The following is a 16697-nucleotide window of genomic DNA, read 5'->3' on the forward strand; positions in this document are numbered from 1 at the left end:
AATCATATCCCCCTATTCATAGTAAGCAGCCTTGGCGGCCATTCTCAACATTGCGTTTAATTGCGCTCATGCTCCTCTGCGCGCAGCCGGATCACGAAGTTGCCGATCTCGTCGTCGCCGACTAGCAGCCGATAATGCCATTCCAGCAGCAGCGGCAAGGTCGGCACCAGCCGATCCTCGCTTGGGCCGGCTTTGGACAAATCGCCGAATTGGGCCCACAGCAGGCTCGTTTCCGTCTCCAGCGCAAACGACGCATGCTTGGACTCGTATTGCCCGCCCCGGCGGACGCCGGCCGCGAACGTCTGCTCGGATTCCACGGCGCCGCGGCGGGTAACGCTGAGCTCGCCGTCGCGCCAGCGGACGATCGTCCGCACCTCGCTGCCGTCCTCGGTCTCCGCATACTTCAGGTAGAACGTGCTTCCCTTGCGGTACCATTCACCGTCGATGTGATTGAGCTGCACTTCGCCATCGATATCGCTTTCCAGCGTGATTCTTACTTTTGCCTTATCGTTCATCGCCCTGGTCTCCCGTCCTCTTCATTCTCCTGTCCCCACTATATCAGGCGGACCTGCAATTTCAAATGGCGGGCCAAGCAGGCCTGAACAACCCGAACAACAAGAAAACCCCCGTCTCAATAAAGAGACGGAGGTGAATATCCGCGGTACCACTCTTCTGGCCGGCGCGTTCCCGCCGAAACGGCGATAAAGGCGCGACCTCTCGAACACGATAACGGGGTGACCGGATCGGCCTAGCGCGGCGGTTCATCGGGCGGAGCCGTCTAACCTGTCTTGCAACAGAGACATTCGCCGTAGCCGTATTCAGTCGATCAACTCCCGGGTGCGTTTCCCTTGCCCCGCTGCGCCGGCTTCCACCATCCCGGCTCGCTGCTGTCAGCGCCTTGCAAGCTACTATCCCGTTCATCGTATGTGGCTGTTATTTTCCCTATTATATGCGACCTCGTAAAAATTGCAAGCGGCAATCGTCATTTCAAAAAAGGAAGCAGCACGCGCCAGGCCTCGATCCGATCGGCGGTCGTCCGCATCGTTCTCGTCGGTATCGGACTCGTGGACGGCAGCTTCAGCTTGTCCAGCTCCGCCGCGGCGGGATGATGCTTGAAATATTTCATGAACGTGTCATGCGACTTGGCGCCGTTGAAAATCAAGGCACGTACGCTCGGATGATCCGCGAGCAAGCCCGGCAGGTCGTTGGGAATTTCCGCGCGAATATTCGCATCCAGGCTGCCCTCCCGCTCGCAGGACGCAATGACGTCCCACATCGCAATGCCGTGCGCGGCCGCAAACGCGAGCCTGTCCTCGTAGATCTCGTCCGGCTCCAGGCCGAAAAGCCCGTATAGCACCCGCCACATATGGTTGCGGGGATTGCCGTAATATTGGTTCACGGCGATGGACGCCTCGCCAGGCATACTGCCAAGCACCAGCACCGTCGCCCCCTCTTGAATCATCGGCGGGAACGAATGAACGCGCATGGGGAATCGCCTCCTCTATCCTCCGAGGATACCCGGGGAAGACGCCCATTGCAAGCCGCGCAACAGCATGGAGCACAGACGATGGCCATGCCGGCGGCCTGTCCAACAGCGGAGCACGCGCCTGATCTGCGCTACAATTGGGGCGAGCCCGGCGGAAGTCCGCTCAGCTTCTCCAGCCTGCGGCAAATTTCATGCTGCCACTCCACGTCTCCAACCATCGATGCTGCCAGCGAAAGGTTGTGCAGATTGGCGATTTGTCTGACATGCATGGCATTGACCGCCAGGCAGTGCTCGAAGTCCGCCTGCTCTTCCCCGGTCAGGTGCCGCCCTCCGCGAATCGTCCACAACTCTGCAAGCCGTTCATGTATCGGCAATATGGTCATGCTCTGCGCCTCCCTCTATCGTCTCACACTACTAACCAGTATGACCAAAAAAGAAAGCTTCCAAGCGCCGTCCGCGCGACTTTCCGAGACAACTGCGGTTCATTCGGATTCAGGGAGGAATACCCGCTCTGCTTCTATTTTACAGCGGGCATGCACGCTCGGTACCTTGACCTTGTAAATTGGAACGGGCCGTAAACCGGAATTCCGCGAACGGAGTACCTCCTTCGCCCAAGTTCCGCATAAAGACCCTCCACCTGCCGCCGTCGCGTTACGTTGTGTCCGTGCCGGCATGCCCCTTATACTCATTCTATAGGTTAAGAAAACGCGATAAGCGACGCAGTATTGGAGGAGATCGTCTTGGAAATTATCGTCGATGATTTGACAGGTCCTGAAATCATAGCTTTGATCGGGGAGCATCTGCGGGGAATGTTCGAGACTTCCCCGCCGGAGAGCGTACATGCGCTCGATCTGACGGGATTGAAGCAGCCGGAAATTACGTTCTGGAGCGCTTGGGAGCAAGGAGAGCTGATGGGCTGCGGCGCATTGAAAGAGCTGGACAGCTCGCATGGCGAGATCAAGTCCATGCGGACAGCCGCCGACCATCTCCGGAAAGGCGTCGCGCGCCGTCTTCTGGCGCACATCATCGAGGAAGCCAAGCGCCGCGGCTATTCGCGTCTGAGTCTGGAAACGGGCTCCATGGCTGCCTTCGATCCGGCCAAAGGGCTGTATGCCAGCTTCGGCTTCCAAGAATGCGGTCCGTTCTCGAGCTACACCTTGGATCCCAACAGCCTGTTTATGACGTTGGAGCTGTAAGGGGCCTCGGTTGGCAGCATGGTGGGGGTTGCTTTCCTATCGTTTCGTTTTTATATCTTTTCGTTTCGTACTGTTTCCGTATCGCTTTGCATACGCACAAGTAAAAAACGCCGCAGCCGTGCATTTCGCACGGTCTGCGGCGTTCTTGTTTTACTTAATGAAACCAAGCAGCATCTCGCGGATGACTTTCGCCGCGACGATCTGCGTTTGTTCGGTGGGATCGTAAGCAGGCGCCACCTCTACGAGGTCGCAGCCGATAACATTAACGCCGGAACGCGCGATCGCGTGAACCGCGTCGATCAGTTCCTTGGACGTGATGCCGCCGGCTTCCGCCGTGCCCGTGCCCGGTGCCGCGGACGGATCCAGCACGTCGATGTCGATCGTCAGGTAGACGGGACGGCCGGCGAGCTCAGGCAGCACTTTCTTGAGCGGCTCCAGCACTTCGAACGGATGGAAGTTGATATTCTCGCGGGCAAACTGCCACTCTTCGCGCGAACCGGAACGGATACCGAATTGGTATACGTTCTTGCCGCCGATCAGGCCTGCTGCCTTGCGGAGCGGCGTGGAGTGCGACAATGGCTCTCCTTCGTAAGACTCGCGCAGGTCGGCGTGGGCGTCGAAATGAATGATCGCCATGTCCGGGTATTTCTTGTACACCTCTTGGAAGATCGGCCACGAGCACAGATGCTCGCCGCCGAGACCGACCGGCATTTTGCCGTCCTCCAGCACGCCTGCCACGAACTCGCCGATGATGTCGAGCGAGCGCGCCGCATTGCCGAACGGCAGCAGCAGATCGCCGGCATCGAAATATTCGATGTCTTCGAGGCTGCGGTCCAGATAAGGGCTGTACTCCTCCAGGCCGATCGACACCTCGCGGATACGCGGCGGGCCGAAGCGCGAGCCGGGACGGAACGATACGGTGAAGTCCATCGGCATGCCGTAAATGACCGCTTTGGACGCGTTATAGTCTTCCGAGCTCAGAATGAACACGTTGCCGGAATATTTTTGATCGAGTTTCATAGTCGCTATTGTTCCTTTCCTATTCAAGAAGACTTGTTTTCAAGTCTTATTTTACTTCACGAGATCTTCGACGAATTTCGGCAGAACGAACGCTGCTTTGTGCAGGCGCGGGGAGTAGTACTTGGTGTCGATTTCCGGAATGGCGGTCTCGTCGACCTCAAGCGGATCGTATTTCTTGCTGCCCATCGTAAACGTCCACAGGCCGCTTGGATACGTCGGCACGTTCGCCCAGAAGACGCGCACGATCGGGAATACTTCCTTCACGTCGCGGTTAACGCTCGAGATCAGATCCGGCGTAAACCATGGGTTGTCCGTCTGCGCGACGAAGATGCCGTCTTCCTTCAGCGAGTCGTAGATGCCTTGGTAGAAGCCGCGCGTGAACAGGTTGACCGCAGGGCCTACCGGTTCCGTGGAGTCGACCATCACGACGTCGTATTCGTTCTTGTGATCGTGAATGTGCATGAAGCCGTCGTTCACGATGACTTCGACGCGCGGATCGTCCAGGCCGCATGCGATGTTCGGCAGGTACTTCTTGGAATATTCGATGACCTTGCCGTCGATGTCGACAAGGACTGCTTTCTCCACGCTAGGGTGCTTCAGGATTTCACGGATAACGCCGCCGTCGCCGCCGCCCACGACGAGCACTTTGCGCGGGTTCGGATGCGTATAGAGCACGGGGTGCGCCACCATTTCATGATAAACGAACTCGTCCTTGTCGGTCGTCATGACCATGCCGTCCAGTACGAGCATCGTGCCGAATTCTTCCGTTTCGATCATATCGAGCTGTTGAAATTCCGTCTGCTCGCTCACGTACGTTTCTTTGACTTTGGCCGTAATGCCGTAACTTGGGGTTTGCTTCTCCGTGTACCACAATTCCATCGGTTAATCCCTGCTTTCGTGTATGTATGGTTGCCATTGATTCATAAGGTCAAATGTTTCAATCTGTATTATAAGTTAACGGGGGGAAAAAGCAACCTTCTGCCATTCCCGCACAAAAATTTCATATCCCGCCGAGCCTCGCTTGAATAGCGCGACCCAATGTTTTCCATACTAGTTGGATAGCATTGGTAAACACGAGGAGGCATCAGGTATGAGCTGGTATCGTATCAAGCAGAGCGGCGGCGGGAAACGCCGGCCGCCGTTCGCCATTGCAGCCGAGCGTTGGATGCCGCTGCTTCGCCGATTGCGCAAGGGACTGATCTATGCGGGCGGCACGCTGCTCGTGCTGTTCATGGCGGCATTCGGCTTTCTCTATTATTTGCGCGTGCAGGCGCTGCCTGCTTCATCTATTAGCCAAACGTCCCAAATGCTGGACGTGCAGGGACATATCATGGATACGTTTCACGCCGGGGAGAACCGGCAGTCCGTACCGCTCAAGGACATCTCGCCTTATCTCGTCGAAGCGACGCTCGCTATCGAGGATCAGCGCTTCTTCGACCATCTCGGCTTCGATTTGAAAGGCATGGCCCGCGCGGCGGTCGTCAACCTGGAGCATTTCTCGCGCCGGCAAGGCGCCAGCACGCTGACCCAGCAGCTCGCGCGCAACCTGTATCTCACGCATGAGCGGACCTGGTCGCGGAAGCTCAAGGAAGCCATGTACACGATCCAGCTGGAGATGCATTATTCCAAGGATGAGATTCTATCCATGTATTTGAATCAAATCTATTACGGCCACGGCGCCTACGGGGCGGAAGCGGCCTCGGAGCTTTATTACGGCAAGCATGCCTCCGAGCTGACGCTCGCGGAGAGCGCCATGCTCGCGGGCATCCCGAAAGGACCCAAATATTATTCGCCTTATATGGATATGAAAAACGCCAAGGACCGGCAGCGGACGATTCTGCAGACAATGGCGAACCAAGGAATCATCCAGGAAACCGATGCCAAGGCAGCCGGGGCGCAGATGCTGAGCTTCATTCCGCTAGGCACAAGCAAGCAGGCGGGCATCGCGCCGTACTTCCGCGACTACGTGCGTTACATAGCCGTCGATAAACTCGGCATCGACGAGCGGCTGCTGAGCGAAGGCGGCATCCGCATCTACACGACGCTGGATCCCGAGGCGCAGCGCGCCGCCGAGGCAGCCGTCGCCGCCGGCATTCCGGAGGCATCCGAGCAGCAGGCCGCGCTTATCTCCATCGATCCGCGGAACGGGTACATCAAAGCGATGGTCGGCGGCCGCGACTATAAGACGAACCAATACAACCGCGTGTTCGCGACGACGCGCCAGCCCGGCTCGTCGTTCAAACCGGTTCTGTACCTGACGGCGCTGCAGCAGGGTTCCCTGACGCCGGTGTCCCAGTTCAAAAGCGCGCCGACCGTCTTCACCTACGACGACGGCCGCAAGACATACGCGCCGAGCAATTACAACAATAAGTACGTGAACGGCCTCATCGACATGCGGCAGGCGATCGCGTCCTCCGACAACATCTATGCGGTCAACTCCATCATGAAGGTCGGTCCCGAGAACGTCATCGACATGGCGCGGAAGCTCGGCATCGACAGCCCGATGCAGCCGTTGCCGTCGCTCGCGCTCGGCACGTTCCCCGTCAGCCCGTTCGAGATGGCTTCCGCGTTCGGCACGTTCGCGAACGGCGGCGTTCGGTTCGAGCCGACGGCGATTCTCCGGATCGAGGACAGCAAAGGCGAGGTGCTCTACGAAGCGAAGCCCGCTGCAGTCTCCGTCGTAGACGCGGCGCATGCTTACGTGCTGACGAGCATGATGGAGAGCGTATTCGACACGGGCGGCACGGGCAACCGCGTGTCCGCGACGATCAAACGGCCCGTCGCCGGCAAAACCGGCACGACCGCGACCGACGCCTGGCTCGTCGGCTATACGCCGGAGCTGGCGACGGCCGTCTGGGTCGGGTATGACAAAGGCCGCAAGCTGACGCCCCTGGAGGCGCATCGCGCGGCGCCCATCTTCGCCTCCTATACGGAGAATGCGCTGTCCGCGGTGCCGCCGAAGATCTTCCCGCTTCCGGAAGGCGTCGTCTCCGTCTACGTCGATCCCGAGACCGGCAAGCTGGCCGGGAAAACCTGCCCGAACCGGCGGCTGGAATCGTTCGTCAGCGGCACGCAGCCGACCTTGGTCTGCGGCGCGCACGGCGACTCGGCGGCATCCGCCGGCGGCGACAGCGACGCGAAGGCGGCACAGACGAAGAGCTGGTGGAAGCAGTTGAAGCGCTGGTGGGCGGATTAGCTATCGCCGCATCAAATTAGCGTACTTTCCCGGCGGATTAGCTGCCGCCGCGTGAATATAGCAAAGAAGGCTGCAAGCGGCGAACCGCTTGCAGCCTTCTTTATGCTTCCCCTTCCCTCACGGGAGGCGAACCAATGATTACCGTTCCCGTTATCGGCTGAAGCGTGGCTGTCAGCATCGCAGGATCAATCCCGTAAATGGCGTGGAACACCTCGGGAGGCGTCCGCTTGAGCACATCCGAGCCGAACTCGACCTGGGCAATCTTATTATCGAATATGGCGAGGGCATGCATATGGTCCGTCAGCGCGATTTCCCAATGCCACCAGCCCCTCGGCAGATAGACGGTTTGCGCCGGCTTGAGGCGGTAGCCCAGCACCTTATTCGTCAGCGGGCTTAGTACCCCGACGTACAGCTCGCCCGATATGACGTATACCAGTTCCGCCGCATTCGGATGCCAATGGGCTTCTACGCTGTATCCTTTGCTCAGGTATATGTCGAGCAGGCTTAAATTCTCCAGAGCCGGCTGCTGTACCGCGGACTCGGACAAGATGTAATTCTGTTCATTCTTCTTGAAGAATAGCGAACTGGCCAGATCGAAACTCAGATTCAACGATGGCGAGCCCAGCACATTCGAATTTCCGTCCTGCGACATATCGAACGCCTGCCTTTCTGAACCGGGAATGGCAAGACCGACAGTCCTGCTTTGCCCGACCTAGAAAAACATATGAACGCCATCGTCAAATCATACCTGCTGCACCCTTCCGTCTTTCCCCCGCTCATCCCCGTACCACAGCTCCCGGAACGTCTCGCTCCCGGCCAGCAGCTGCTCGACCGTGCCTTCGGATTCGATGCGCCCGTCTTTCATGACGATGACATGGTCGGCATGCGCGAGCGCGGCGCGGCGATGGGAGACGACGAGGCAGGCGGCATTCCCGCGGCTTGCGAAGATCCGTTCCCACAGCTTCTGCTCCGTCTCCACGTCGAGCGCGCTCGAGACATCGTCGAACACGTACAGCTCCGCTTCCCGGACCAGCATCCGCGCCGCGGCTGCCCGCTGCATCTGGCCGCCGGACAGCTTGACGCCCCGGGGACCGACCATCGTCTCCAGTCCCTGCTGCAGATGGGCAACGTCATATTCCATGACGGAATCGTGGACTGCCCGCGCAAGCTCGCCATCATTGTCCTGATGCCCCAGCAAAATATTGTTGCGCAGCGTATCGCTGTATAATCGCGGAATTTGCGCCGAATACGCGCTTCGGGCCGGCGTAAAGAACGTGCCGGGCTCCTCGACCGGCTTCCCGTTCCACGTGATCGTCCCTTCATCCTTCGGCAGCAGACCGAGCAGCGTCCGGACGAGCGTTGTTTTGCCGGAGCCGATGGCGCCCGTCACGACGGTGAACGATCCGCCTTCCAGCCTCAGCCGCACGTTCTCGATGCCCCGGCCCGTGTCGGGGAACCGATAGCTGAGACCCGTCACTTCCAAGGCCTGAAGCGGCTCGCGGACGACGGCAGGCTCCGAAGCTTCCGCCGAAGGCTTGCTGCCCTTTCGGAGCAGCAGCTTACCTCGCCTCGTCAGCACGCTGGCAGCCCCGCCTTGCAGCAGTTCCATCAGCCGTGCCAAGGCAACCGTCATCTGCTTGAAATACGTCATGAACTTGCCGACATTGGATATGACCTGCGTGACGAACGTCAAGTAGTAGACGAACAGCGAGAAGTCCCCCACCGTGAAGCTCCCGCCGCGCATCTTCGCGCCGGCCAGCAGGAGAATCAGTCCGATCCCCAGGTTCACGGAATTCGTAAAGATCGTATCCAGCGTTTCGCCGAGCAGCTTGTCTTTCAGCATCGTTTTGCGCCGATCTTCATTAAATTGCCTGAACCGCGCGATGACGCGGTCCTCCGCGCCGGCCACCTGGATCGCCTGCACGTTGCTGAACATTTCGCTGATCGCGCCGGTCACGCGTGCCGTCGACTCCCGGCTGGCGGCCCTGTACTTCTGCAGCCTCGTGGTCGCGAGCTGGGCTACCGTCACGACGAGCACGAGCGGCAGGAAGACGAGCAGCGTCATCTGCACGTCGATCTTCAGCAGAATGTAACTCGAGACGATCGCGAAGCAGGTCAGGCCGAACACGTCCACCGACCAGCTGACGGCCTCCTCGGTCTGATCCACGTCGTCGCGGAAGTAGCTGATCGCTTCGCCCGGCGATACCGGAATCGCCCGCGCGCCGGGCTGCTTCAGCACATGGCCGAGCAGGTTCCGCCGCAGGATCATCGACATGCGGAAGCGGTACTGCACGTCGGTGATGCAGCCGACGTAAATCATGGCGACGCGCGCCAGCGCGGCCGCGAGCAGCAGCGCGATAATGCCCCACGTGCCGATCTTCAAGCTGTCCTCGCCGGTCAGCGAGTCGAAGAATTGCTGCGTGATCAGGCCGGGCGCGATCGGGATCAAATAAATGACCGTCCACGCCAGCGCATTGCCCGCATACAGCAGCGGGCGGAGCATAATGAGCCTGCGCAAGAATTGAAACGTCGTCATGCCAGCACCTCCTCGAGTCCCGTCGCCAGCATCGCGCTGAACCGGGACTTCGGATCGGCCGCAAGCGCCGCGCGGCGGCCCGATTCGATCACGACGCCATCCTCGAGGATGGCGATTCGGTCCGCCCGCTGTACCGTTGCCAAGCGATGCGCGATAATGATGCACGATCGGTCGGCCAGCAGCCTGCCGATCGCTTCTTCGATCCGCTGTTCGGTCAGCGGATCGAGGCGGGACGATGCTTCGTCCATGATGATGAGCCCCGGATCGGTCAAGAACACGCGGGCGAAGGCCAGCAGCTGCGCTTCCCCGGCGGACAAGCTGCCGCCTCCGGAGGCGAGCCTCGTATCCAACCCTTCCGGCATGGAAGCATACCAGCTTCCCAAACCGAGCTGCTCCAGTACCTCGACAATCTTCCCGTCGGGTACGGAATCGTCGTACAGCGTCAGATTATCGCGAATGGTGCCTTCCATGATCTCGATGTTTTGGGTGACCATGGCGACCCGTTTGCGCAAACCGCTCAGCTTGCACTGCCGAATGTCGGTGCCCCCGAGGCGTATCGCGCCTTCCTGCGGATCGTAGAAACGAAGCAGCAGCCTTGCGATCGTCGACTTGCCGCTGCCGGTCCGGCCAAGCAATCCCAGCACTTCTCCCGGCGCCAGCTGCAGCCGAAGCCCGCTAAGCGTCGGATCCCCGCTATTATCCTCGTACGAGAACGTCACGTCGTCGAAAGCGACTGCCAGCGGCCCGTCCGGCAGCGGCGCGCCGGGGCCGTCCTCGATGGAGGAACGCGTCTCGAACAGGGTCCGTATGCGCGAAATGCTGGCGTCCGCCTTTTGCAAATCTTCCATCTGCGTCCGGATCTTCTCGATCGGCTTAGCCAGCAGCTCCGTGTAGAAGAAAATCAAAAACACCGTTCCAAGGGATATCGCATCCGTCTTCCATAAATACGCGCTGATCGCGAACGCCATCGCATTGCCGAGCGTGAAGACGACGATGGTCGTGTTCCACATGGAGGCGAAGCCTAGAAAAGCCCGCAGTCTCACCCGCAGCATATTAGGCAGCATGTTATAGAAGCGCCTCATCACGAAGCCCGACGCGCCGTTGGCCCGGATATCCTCCGTGCCTTCCAGCTGCTCGCCTATGAAGCCGTATAGCTCCGCGCTCACCTGCCGCCAATCTTTCCAGAAGGGCCCGTTGAACTTGCGAATCTGCTGGATCACGAACACCGCGGCAACGACGAATAGCGTCATGCCCGCGCCGATCAGCCAGCTCTCCCGGAACAGCAGCACGATAATGCCCACCATAAGCAGGAAGTTGCCGATCAGATGAATGATCATGCTGGAGAAGAAGTTCGCCAGCGCATTCACGTCCCCGTCGACGCGCTCGATCAGGGCGCCGGACGTCTGCGACTTATGGAACGGCATATCCAGCGACAGGCAGTGCGCCGCAAGGTCGCTGCGCAGCGCGTTGGTCGTCTTCCAGCCGAGATTCTCGCTGAAGTACGTGGCAAGCACGGAGATGCCTCCCTGTACGACGGAGAAGCCGATGAACATGGCCGCAGCAACGAGAAGCGGTTTCAAGTCGCTTCCTGATTGGGCCGAGTCGATAAAATACCTAATAATCTGCGGGTTGGCGAGCTGCAAACCGATCGTCAGGACGAGCAGCGCCGCGAGCAACCACAGCGTATGTTTTTGAGGCAGCAAATAACGCCGAAGCAGGTCGGCGTAGGGGGTGCGGCCTTTCGATTGCCGGTTCATTCCATATCCTCCCGATTCTTGAGATTCCAATGACTATACCATAGAAGCCCAGCAGCCGAACAGAGGGTTCTTAGCCTTAATTTGCACGTAGCGCCGGGGCATCATGCTATAATGTCTGCAACAGAAGCGGACGCCGGCCATGAGATGCCCGCGCCCCGGAATAAAGGTGACCCGATGGAGACGATGAACGAAATACTTCTGATGCCCCGCCTGACGAAACTGGACGTGAAGTGGAGCTTGGAGCTGCAGGGCAACGAACATATCGTCGAGCAAAAATCGAATCCGCACTTCGAGCTGATCATGGTTACCGAAGGTCCTATCTACCTGCAAGCGGGCGGACGCGAAATGGAGCTGCAGAGCGGGGAGTGCTACCTGCTGCTGCCTTGGGAGCCGCATGCCGGCTACCGGCCGATCCCCGCAAGCGCCGGCTTCTATTGGGTGCAATTCACGGCCGACCCGCCGCTTCGGCCGCAGGGCAGCTCCACCGGCGGAGCCCCCATGCCGAACCGGCCGCAGCTGGCCGCGCAGGATCTGCGGACAGCCAAGGATGCCGGCGCAGCGGACGACGCCTTGCTGCTGCCCCGCCGCTTCAAGCCGCGCAATCGGTACGAACTGCTGCGCCTGTTCGAGCTCATGAACGCGCAGCTGGCGGAACCGCGCGGCTACTACCGCTATCGCTGCTCGCTGCTGCTCGGCCAGATGCTGGAGCTGCTGGCCAGCGGCCTGCTGGAGCGCGAATTGCCCGCCGGCGACCTGTCGCCGACCTTCCTACTCTATCGGCGAATCGTGAACCAGCTGGACGAAGACTACGCCAAGAACCCCTCCAGCGAAGAGCTGGAGAGGAGCCTGCACCACAACTATGAATATTTGTGCCAAGTCTTCAAGAAATATTCCGGCACGACGATCGTCACCTACATTCATCAGCTCCAGATCCAGCGTGCCAAGCATCTGCTGGCGGCCACCGATGCCAAGATCAAGGAGATCGCCGAGCAGGTCGGCTATCAGGACCCCTATTATTTCTCCCGCATATTCAAAAAGCTGGAGGCCGTCAGCCCCCAGCAGTATCGAGATCTTGCCATGAACGGCAGCGATGCGGCCGGCAATTAAGCGAAGGTAAATGAACTTCAACGGAAAGCAATAAATTAAATGGACGCTACTCCATTAATGAAGACGAACGGAATGATGCCCTTGGTCGGGCGGCCCTGCGAGCTGATCTCGAGCAGCACGTCGTACCGCGCTTGCTGCATCTCCTGCGGCATGAGCTTGAACGTCAGCTCGGTGCGGCCCACGTTGCAGTGGTATTGTTCCAGCCCGGCACCGACCACGGGGCCCGGGGACACGCTCCAGCCCGCCGGCAGATGCCACTTGAACGTCAGCCACTGCTGCGCGAACATGTTATTGTCGATGGTGACTTTGACCGTCTTCTCCACGCCTTCCTGCACGAACGGCGCGTCCACGTAATCCGCGATCGCGGAGAAGATAACGAAGTCATAAGCCACCTGGAACGGACCTTCATTCCGCTTCTCCTCGAAGCCTCGGTATACCCACGTATTCTTGCGTTTCTTCCCTGCATATAACGCACGGCCTTCCTTCACCGTGATGTCATAACCTTTCTCCGCCGTAATGACGTCGACGATGTCGCTGCCGAGGAACGAAGGCGTCAAGCGGAGGATTCGCTCCGTCAGCTCGCCGACCGTCTTCGGAATGCTCAGCCCCTGTTCGCCCGTATTGATGCAGAACGTCTTGATGGCGTCGCCGATCGGCGTCTTCCATTTCTCCGGTATGCTCGCTTCTCCGCCGATGATGCCAAGAATGGAGCCCAGCGTCGCCGCCGTGCAGTCCGTGTCTTCCCCGCAGTTGTTGGCGATGCAGATGGTGTTGCCGAAATCGCCTTCGCCGTACAGCCAACCGAGGATCGTGATGCCGACGTTGCTCGGCGCATCATAGCCCATCGGACCGACAGGGACGTTGTCCGGCAGCTCGTGCGGTTCCATGCCGATAATGCCGAAGCTGCCCGGTACGTCGTTCAATACTTGGATGCGGGCTTCCTGCCAGCTAAGGCCGCGGGAATAAGCATCTCGGACCGAGGCTACGCCGCGCGCCACGCCGGAATCGGCCGGAATATAGGACAGGCCGATATCGATGAGCGTGTCCCGGTCGCTCTCCACGAACGCCGCGCTTTGAATCGCCGCGAAGAAGACTTCTCCGTAGACGCCCTCATGGCTGTGGTCCACTATCGCATCCTCATACGCATACTGCACGGCGACTTCGGGATTTCCCGGCGCCAGGCAGGCCCAAATTTCCGAGCGGATATAGGCGCCGTTGCTGTCGCGGAACACGTTGTTCACGTAACCCGACAGCGGCGGCACGATGCCTTGGCGCATGTTGTTCTTGCCCGCGCCGTATTCCCCCCAGTTCGGCACGATGTAGGACAGCCAATATTCGCCGAGAATCTTCGCGTCCGTGCGGCGCCCGAATTTCTCGGCCACGTTCAGCCAGACGAGCTGCAGATCGAGATCGTCGTTCGGCAGCGGCTCCCCGTTCAGATCCTGCGTATAGAAGTCATAATCGAATACCCCGCGTTTGCACTCGAACGGCGCACCGAGCGTGCCTCCGATATTTTTGCCGACCCAGCAGCCGAGCACCTTTTCCTTATAATCCGCCAGCGATAATTTCATCGTCGAATCCTCCGTCCTTCATCGGTATCTTCTAAGCTACACGTAGTATAGCAAGCGGCCTCCCGCGCTCAAATGAAGGATTCTGAGTTTCTCGCTCCCGCAGACATAACGATTGTCCATCACCGTCCCGGCACCTGGTTCGATTCGGAACCGCCTACCGCGCGTCCTTCCAGTACTTGCTTGTCAGAATCGGCGAAATAGGCTGTTATACTGGAATGATAACGATTACATAATATCCATCGCAGAGGAGTCTACACGATGATGAAGAAATCCGCTAAAAAATCCGTCCGCATGCTGCTGACGGCGGCTTTGGTGTTGACCGGCTCGGCATCTGCCGCGCTGCTGCCTGCAGCCGAACAAGCGCATGCCGCCTTGGCCGTCCTCGCTATCGGGGATGCCAGCGCCGACGTCCATCAGCTGCAATCGAACCTCTTATCGCTCGGTTATTTCGGCTATCCGTCCGCAACCGGTTACTTCGGTTCCTATACGAAGACGGCCGTTGGCGATTTCCAAGCTGCCTACGCGCTCCCGGTTACCGGACAAGCCGACTCCGTAACGACGGAGGCGATCAAGCGTGCCGTGCTCAAACAATCGCTGGTCCAAGACGCGCGCGCTTATCTCGGCGTGCCGTATACATGGGGAGGGTCTACACCGGCTGCGGGCTTCGACTGCTCCGGTTTCGTCTATTATATGTACGAGAAATTCGGCGTACCGCAGACGCGCACGACCACGGTCAACTTATTCCAACAAGGGTATCCGGTGTACCCCTCGATGCTGCGCCCAGGAGACTTGGTCTTCTTCCGCATCGCCGGCGGGAGCAGCGTCGACCATGTCGGGATCTATACCGGGAACGGTTCCTTCATCTCCGCCACTAGCTCGAAAGGCATCTACGTCCAGCAGCTGGACAATTCGTACTGGGGACCCCGGTATGCGGGAGCGCGCCGGATTTATTAGCGGTTTTACGGACGGCGGAAATTTATTTTCGAAATCGGTGATCCAACTCTTCGTTCGCCCCGTTAGCCTAAATGAGCAAGCAAATAGCCCATTAACGAGGAGCGTGAACGAAGATGAACCTGCACACGAAAAAATGGCTGACCCCCGTACTTAGTCTATCTTTACTCGTACCGACGATTGCCGCGGCATCGACCGCAAGCGCCGCCGAATCGGCAAAGCCGACGGCCAATACGCCGGCCGTGGAGCTGAGGGCAACGTTCGACTATCTGCTGTCCGAGCATTTCGCCCTCGCGGTAGATGCCATGATCAAGAAGTACGATCATACCTTCGACGCGGCGGCGGCCCAAACCGCGTTGGAGAAGAATGCGAAAGACATGGTGCCTGCGATCGCGTCCATTTACGGCGATGCGGGCGCGAAGGCATTCGACACGATTTTCAGCGGTCATCTGAACTATACGAAGGACTACGTCGACGCGGTACAAACGAATAATGCCGCCGAGAAAGCCGACGTGGCCGCCGAGATCGAAGAGTTCGCGGTTAACCTCGGAAGCTTCCTCGGCACGGCGACGGGCGGCAAGCTGCCGGCCGCGACCGCTCAGAGCGTGCTTCGCACCCATGAAGCGCAAGTAAAGGAAGTGTTCGACGACTATGTGGCGGGCGATTATAGCGACGCCCTAACGACTTACCGGGAAGGTCTTGGCTTCATGTTCAAAATCAGCGGCGCGCTCTCCGGCGCCATCGTGTCCCAAATGCCGGATAAATTCATGGGCACGCGTCCCGATACGCCTGCCGGCGACCTCCGCTCCGCGCTAAACAACTTGGCTGCCGAACATTACGCGCTGGCAACGTTCAGCATGCAGAAGGGCTTCGAAAAATCCGTCGCTTACCCGGCCATTCTGAAGGCCGAAGAAGGCAATACGGATAGCTGGACGGCGGCCGTTGCTTCCGTCTACGGCAAAGCCGGCGGCGACGCATTCAAGCAAGTTTGGGTCGGCGATCACATCAACGCCCAAGATCAAATCGTGCAAGCGACGCTGAAAGGCAACGCGGCCGATATCGCCGCGGCTAGAGCGAAGCTGAGCAAGTTCGCCGTCGACTTCGGCAATTTCCTCGGCGCGGCAACGGAAGGCAACCTGCCCGCCGCCGCTGCTACCGCTGCGGTCGCAGAGCACGAGCGTCTCGTCCTGGAAGCCTTCGACCTCTACATGGCGAAGGATGCATCCGGCCTATACGCCAGCTATGACAAGGGCTACAGCTTCATGTTCGGCGTGGGCAAAGCGCTTGGCGGCGCGATCGTCGCCCAGAAGCCGGCCATGTTCCAAACGAAACCCGAAGTGCCCATAACGCCGTCCGTGAAATCGATCTGGCTGAAAGTGGGCAGCAAGACCGCGACGGTCGATAAGCAATCCGTGGCGATGGACGTGGCGCCGAGCGTATGGAACGGGACGACGTACGTCTCGCTTCGCACGCTGACGACGGCGCTGGGCGCCAATATCGCCTGGAACCCCGCCAAGAACGAAGTCACGGTCATGGCCGGCTCCGATACGATGGTCTTCTGGATCGGCAGCGATCAGGCGCAAGTCAACGGCAAAACGATGGACGCCGGCTCGAAGCTCTTTATCAAAGAGGGCCGCACGCAAGTGCCGCTTCGCTTCGTCGCCGAGCTGCTGGGCTGGGATTTGAAGTGGAACACGGCCGACTGGTCGATTACGCTGACGAAATCCATGTAATCCATTCCTGCACATCTGTATTCCTGTAACGCTGAATGGCTGCAATTCCGATGCACCAACGCTCGATGCAGCCCATCTTCGCTCCCGATTCGGCCTCTCCTTATGCCGAATCGGGAATTTTTGTATAATGGGGAGGTGTACCGA

Annotated in this window: 14 protein-coding genes; 5 read left to right on the forward strand and 9 right to left on the reverse strand. The window is 59.2% G+C overall.

What is annotated here, in order from left to right; translation table 11 throughout:
* Positions 1–56: 56 nt before the first annotated feature.
* The 3 genes from AC0YNU_RS20390 to AC0YNU_RS20400 all read right to left on the reverse strand — a co-directional run bounded on the left by AC0YNU_RS20390 (position 57) and on the right by AC0YNU_RS20400 (position 1869).
* Positions 57–515, reverse strand: coding sequence for a YwiB family protein (locus tag AC0YNU_RS20390; protein ID WP_475760004.1), 459 nt, complete (start codon positions 513–515; stop codon positions 57–59).
* A 467-nt stretch (positions 516–982) separates the two neighbouring features.
* The gene (locus AC0YNU_RS20395) at positions 983–1486 is read right to left on the reverse strand and encodes a DNA-deoxyinosine glycosylase (RefSeq protein WP_475760006.1); all 504 of its coding nucleotides are present in this window, start codon (positions 1484–1486) and stop codon (positions 983–985) included.
* A 131-nt stretch (positions 1487–1617) separates the two neighbouring features.
* Complete coding sequence (locus AC0YNU_RS20400) at positions 1618–1869, reverse strand: DUF7667 family protein (RefSeq protein ID WP_475760008.1); 252 nt, start codon at positions 1867–1869, stop codon at positions 1618–1620.
* A gap of 357 nt (positions 1870–2226) precedes the next feature.
* Here AC0YNU_RS20400 and AC0YNU_RS20405 point away from each other — a divergent pair, with 357 nt between their 5' ends.
* Positions 2227–2682: a GNAT family N-acetyltransferase gene (locus AC0YNU_RS20405; RefSeq protein WP_475760010.1), complete on the forward strand. Its 456-nt coding sequence runs from the start codon at positions 2227–2229 to the stop codon at positions 2680–2682.
* 150 nt (positions 2683–2832) lie between these two features.
* On the opposite strand, the gene speB is transcribed toward AC0YNU_RS20405, so the two are convergent.
* Together speB and speE are read right to left on the reverse strand one after the other, a co-directional pair.
* Positions 2833–3702 carry an agmatinase gene (gene speB, locus AC0YNU_RS20410; protein ID WP_475760012.1) on the reverse strand — a complete coding sequence of 290 codons (870 nt, stop codon included), beginning with the start codon at positions 3700–3702 and terminating at the stop codon, positions 2833–2835.
* A gap of 51 nt (positions 3703–3753) precedes the next feature.
* Positions 3754–4581 (reverse strand): polyamine aminopropyltransferase, encoded by an 828-nt coding sequence (gene speE, locus AC0YNU_RS20415; protein ID WP_475760014.1) that lies wholly within the window; start codon positions 4579–4581, stop codon positions 3754–3756.
* 211 nt (positions 4582–4792) lie between these two features.
* On the opposite strand from speE, the gene AC0YNU_RS20420 reads away from it, so the two are divergent.
* Complete coding sequence (locus tag AC0YNU_RS20420) at positions 4793–6898, forward strand: transglycosylase domain-containing protein (RefSeq protein WP_475760016.1); 2106 nt, start codon at positions 4793–4795, stop codon at positions 6896–6898.
* Between the two features lie 100 nt (positions 6899–6998).
* Here AC0YNU_RS20420 and AC0YNU_RS20425 read toward each other — a convergent pair whose 3' ends face one another.
* The 3 genes from AC0YNU_RS20425 to AC0YNU_RS20435 all read right to left on the reverse strand — a co-directional run bounded on the left by AC0YNU_RS20425 (position 6999) and on the right by AC0YNU_RS20435 (position 11191).
* On the reverse strand, positions 6999–7550 hold the full coding sequence (locus tag AC0YNU_RS20425) for a cupin domain-containing protein (protein WP_475760018.1): 552 nt from the start codon (positions 7548–7550) through the stop codon (positions 6999–7001).
* A 90-nt stretch (positions 7551–7640) separates the two neighbouring features.
* Positions 7641–9434, reverse strand: a complete 1794-nt coding sequence (locus AC0YNU_RS20430) for an ABC transporter transmembrane domain-containing protein (RefSeq protein ID WP_475760020.1) — start codon at positions 9432–9434, stop codon at positions 7641–7643.
* A complete protein-coding gene (locus tag AC0YNU_RS20435; protein ID WP_475760022.1) occupies positions 9431–11191 on the reverse strand; it encodes an ABC transporter ATP-binding protein in 1761 nt (586 codons plus the stop codon). Before AC0YNU_RS20435 ends, AC0YNU_RS20430 begins: the two co-directional genes overlap by 4 nt.
* Before the next feature lie 111 nt (positions 11192–11302).
* Between AC0YNU_RS20435 and AC0YNU_RS20440 the strand changes: the two genes are divergently transcribed.
* A complete protein-coding gene (locus AC0YNU_RS20440) occupies positions 11303–12298 on the forward strand; it encodes a helix-turn-helix transcriptional regulator (protein ID WP_475760024.1) in 996 nt (331 codons plus the stop codon).
* A 35-nt stretch (positions 12299–12333) separates the two neighbouring features.
* Here AC0YNU_RS20440 and AC0YNU_RS20445 read toward each other — a convergent pair whose 3' ends face one another.
* Positions 12334–13869 carry an ADP-ribosylglycohydrolase family protein gene (locus AC0YNU_RS20445; protein WP_475760026.1) on the reverse strand — a complete coding sequence of 512 codons (1536 nt, stop codon included), beginning with the start codon at positions 13867–13869 and terminating at the stop codon, positions 12334–12336.
* A 258-nt stretch (positions 13870–14127) separates the two neighbouring features.
* On the opposite strand from AC0YNU_RS20445, the gene AC0YNU_RS20450 reads away from it, so the two are divergent.
* Together AC0YNU_RS20450 and AC0YNU_RS20455 are read left to right on the forward strand one after the other, a co-directional pair.
* Entirely contained in the window at positions 14128–14823 is a 696-nt protein-coding gene (locus tag AC0YNU_RS20450) for a C40 family peptidase (RefSeq protein WP_475760028.1), read from the forward strand.
* Positions 14824–14936: 113 nt separating this feature from the next.
* Positions 14937–16553: a copper amine oxidase N-terminal domain-containing protein gene (locus AC0YNU_RS20455; RefSeq protein WP_475760030.1), complete on the forward strand. Its 1617-nt coding sequence runs from the start codon at positions 14937–14939 to the stop codon at positions 16551–16553.
* Positions 16554–16697: the final 144 nt, after the last annotated feature.

It is taken from the genome of Paenibacillus sp. J31P316 (assembly GCF_056269105.1).

What these genes read in the sequence shown, in the direction of transcription:
- AC0YNU_RS20390 (WP_475760004.1), bottom strand. Translation starts at nt 515, where the DNA reads ATGAACGATAAGGCAAAAGTAAGAATCACGCTGGAAAGCGATATCGAT.
- AC0YNU_RS20395 (WP_475760006.1), bottom strand. Translation starts at nt 1,486, where the DNA reads ATGCGCGTTCATTCGTTCCCGCCGATGATTCAAGAGGGGGCGACGGTG.
- AC0YNU_RS20400 (WP_475760008.1), bottom strand. Translation starts at nt 1,869, where the DNA reads ATGACCATATTGCCGATACATGAACGGCTTGCAGAGTTGTGGACGATT.
- speB (WP_475760012.1), bottom strand. Translation starts at nt 3,702, where the DNA reads ATGAAACTCGATCAAAAATATTCCGGCAACGTGTTCATTCTGAGCTCG.
- speE (WP_475760014.1), bottom strand. Translation starts at nt 4,581, where the DNA reads ATGGAATTGTGGTACACGGAGAAGCAAACCCCAAGTTACGGCATTACG.
- AC0YNU_RS20420 (WP_475760016.1), top strand. Translation starts at nt 4,793, where the DNA reads ATGAGCTGGTATCGTATCAAGCAGAGCGGCGGCGGGAAACGCCGGCCG.
- AC0YNU_RS20425 (WP_475760018.1), bottom strand. Translation starts at nt 7,550, where the DNA reads ATGTCGCAGGACGGAAATTCGAATGTGCTGGGCTCGCCATCGTTGAAT.
- AC0YNU_RS20430 (WP_475760020.1), bottom strand. Translation starts at nt 9,434, where the DNA reads ATGACGACGTTTCAATTCTTGCGCAGGCTCATTATGCTCCGCCCGCTG.
- AC0YNU_RS20435 (WP_475760022.1), bottom strand. Translation starts at nt 11,191, where the DNA reads ATGAACCGGCAATCGAAAGGCCGCACCCCCTACGCCGACCTGCTTCGG.
- AC0YNU_RS20440 (WP_475760024.1), top strand. Translation starts at nt 11,303, where the DNA reads ATGTCTGCAACAGAAGCGGACGCCGGCCATGAGATGCCCGCGCCCCGG.
- AC0YNU_RS20445 (WP_475760026.1), bottom strand. Translation starts at nt 13,869, where the DNA reads ATGAAATTATCGCTGGCGGATTATAAGGAAAAGGTGCTCGGCTGCTGG.
- AC0YNU_RS20450 (WP_475760028.1), top strand. Translation starts at nt 14,128, where the DNA reads ATGATGAAGAAATCCGCTAAAAAATCCGTCCGCATGCTGCTGACGGCG.
- AC0YNU_RS20455 (WP_475760030.1), top strand. Translation starts at nt 14,937, where the DNA reads ATGAACCTGCACACGAAAAAATGGCTGACCCCCGTACTTAGTCTATCT.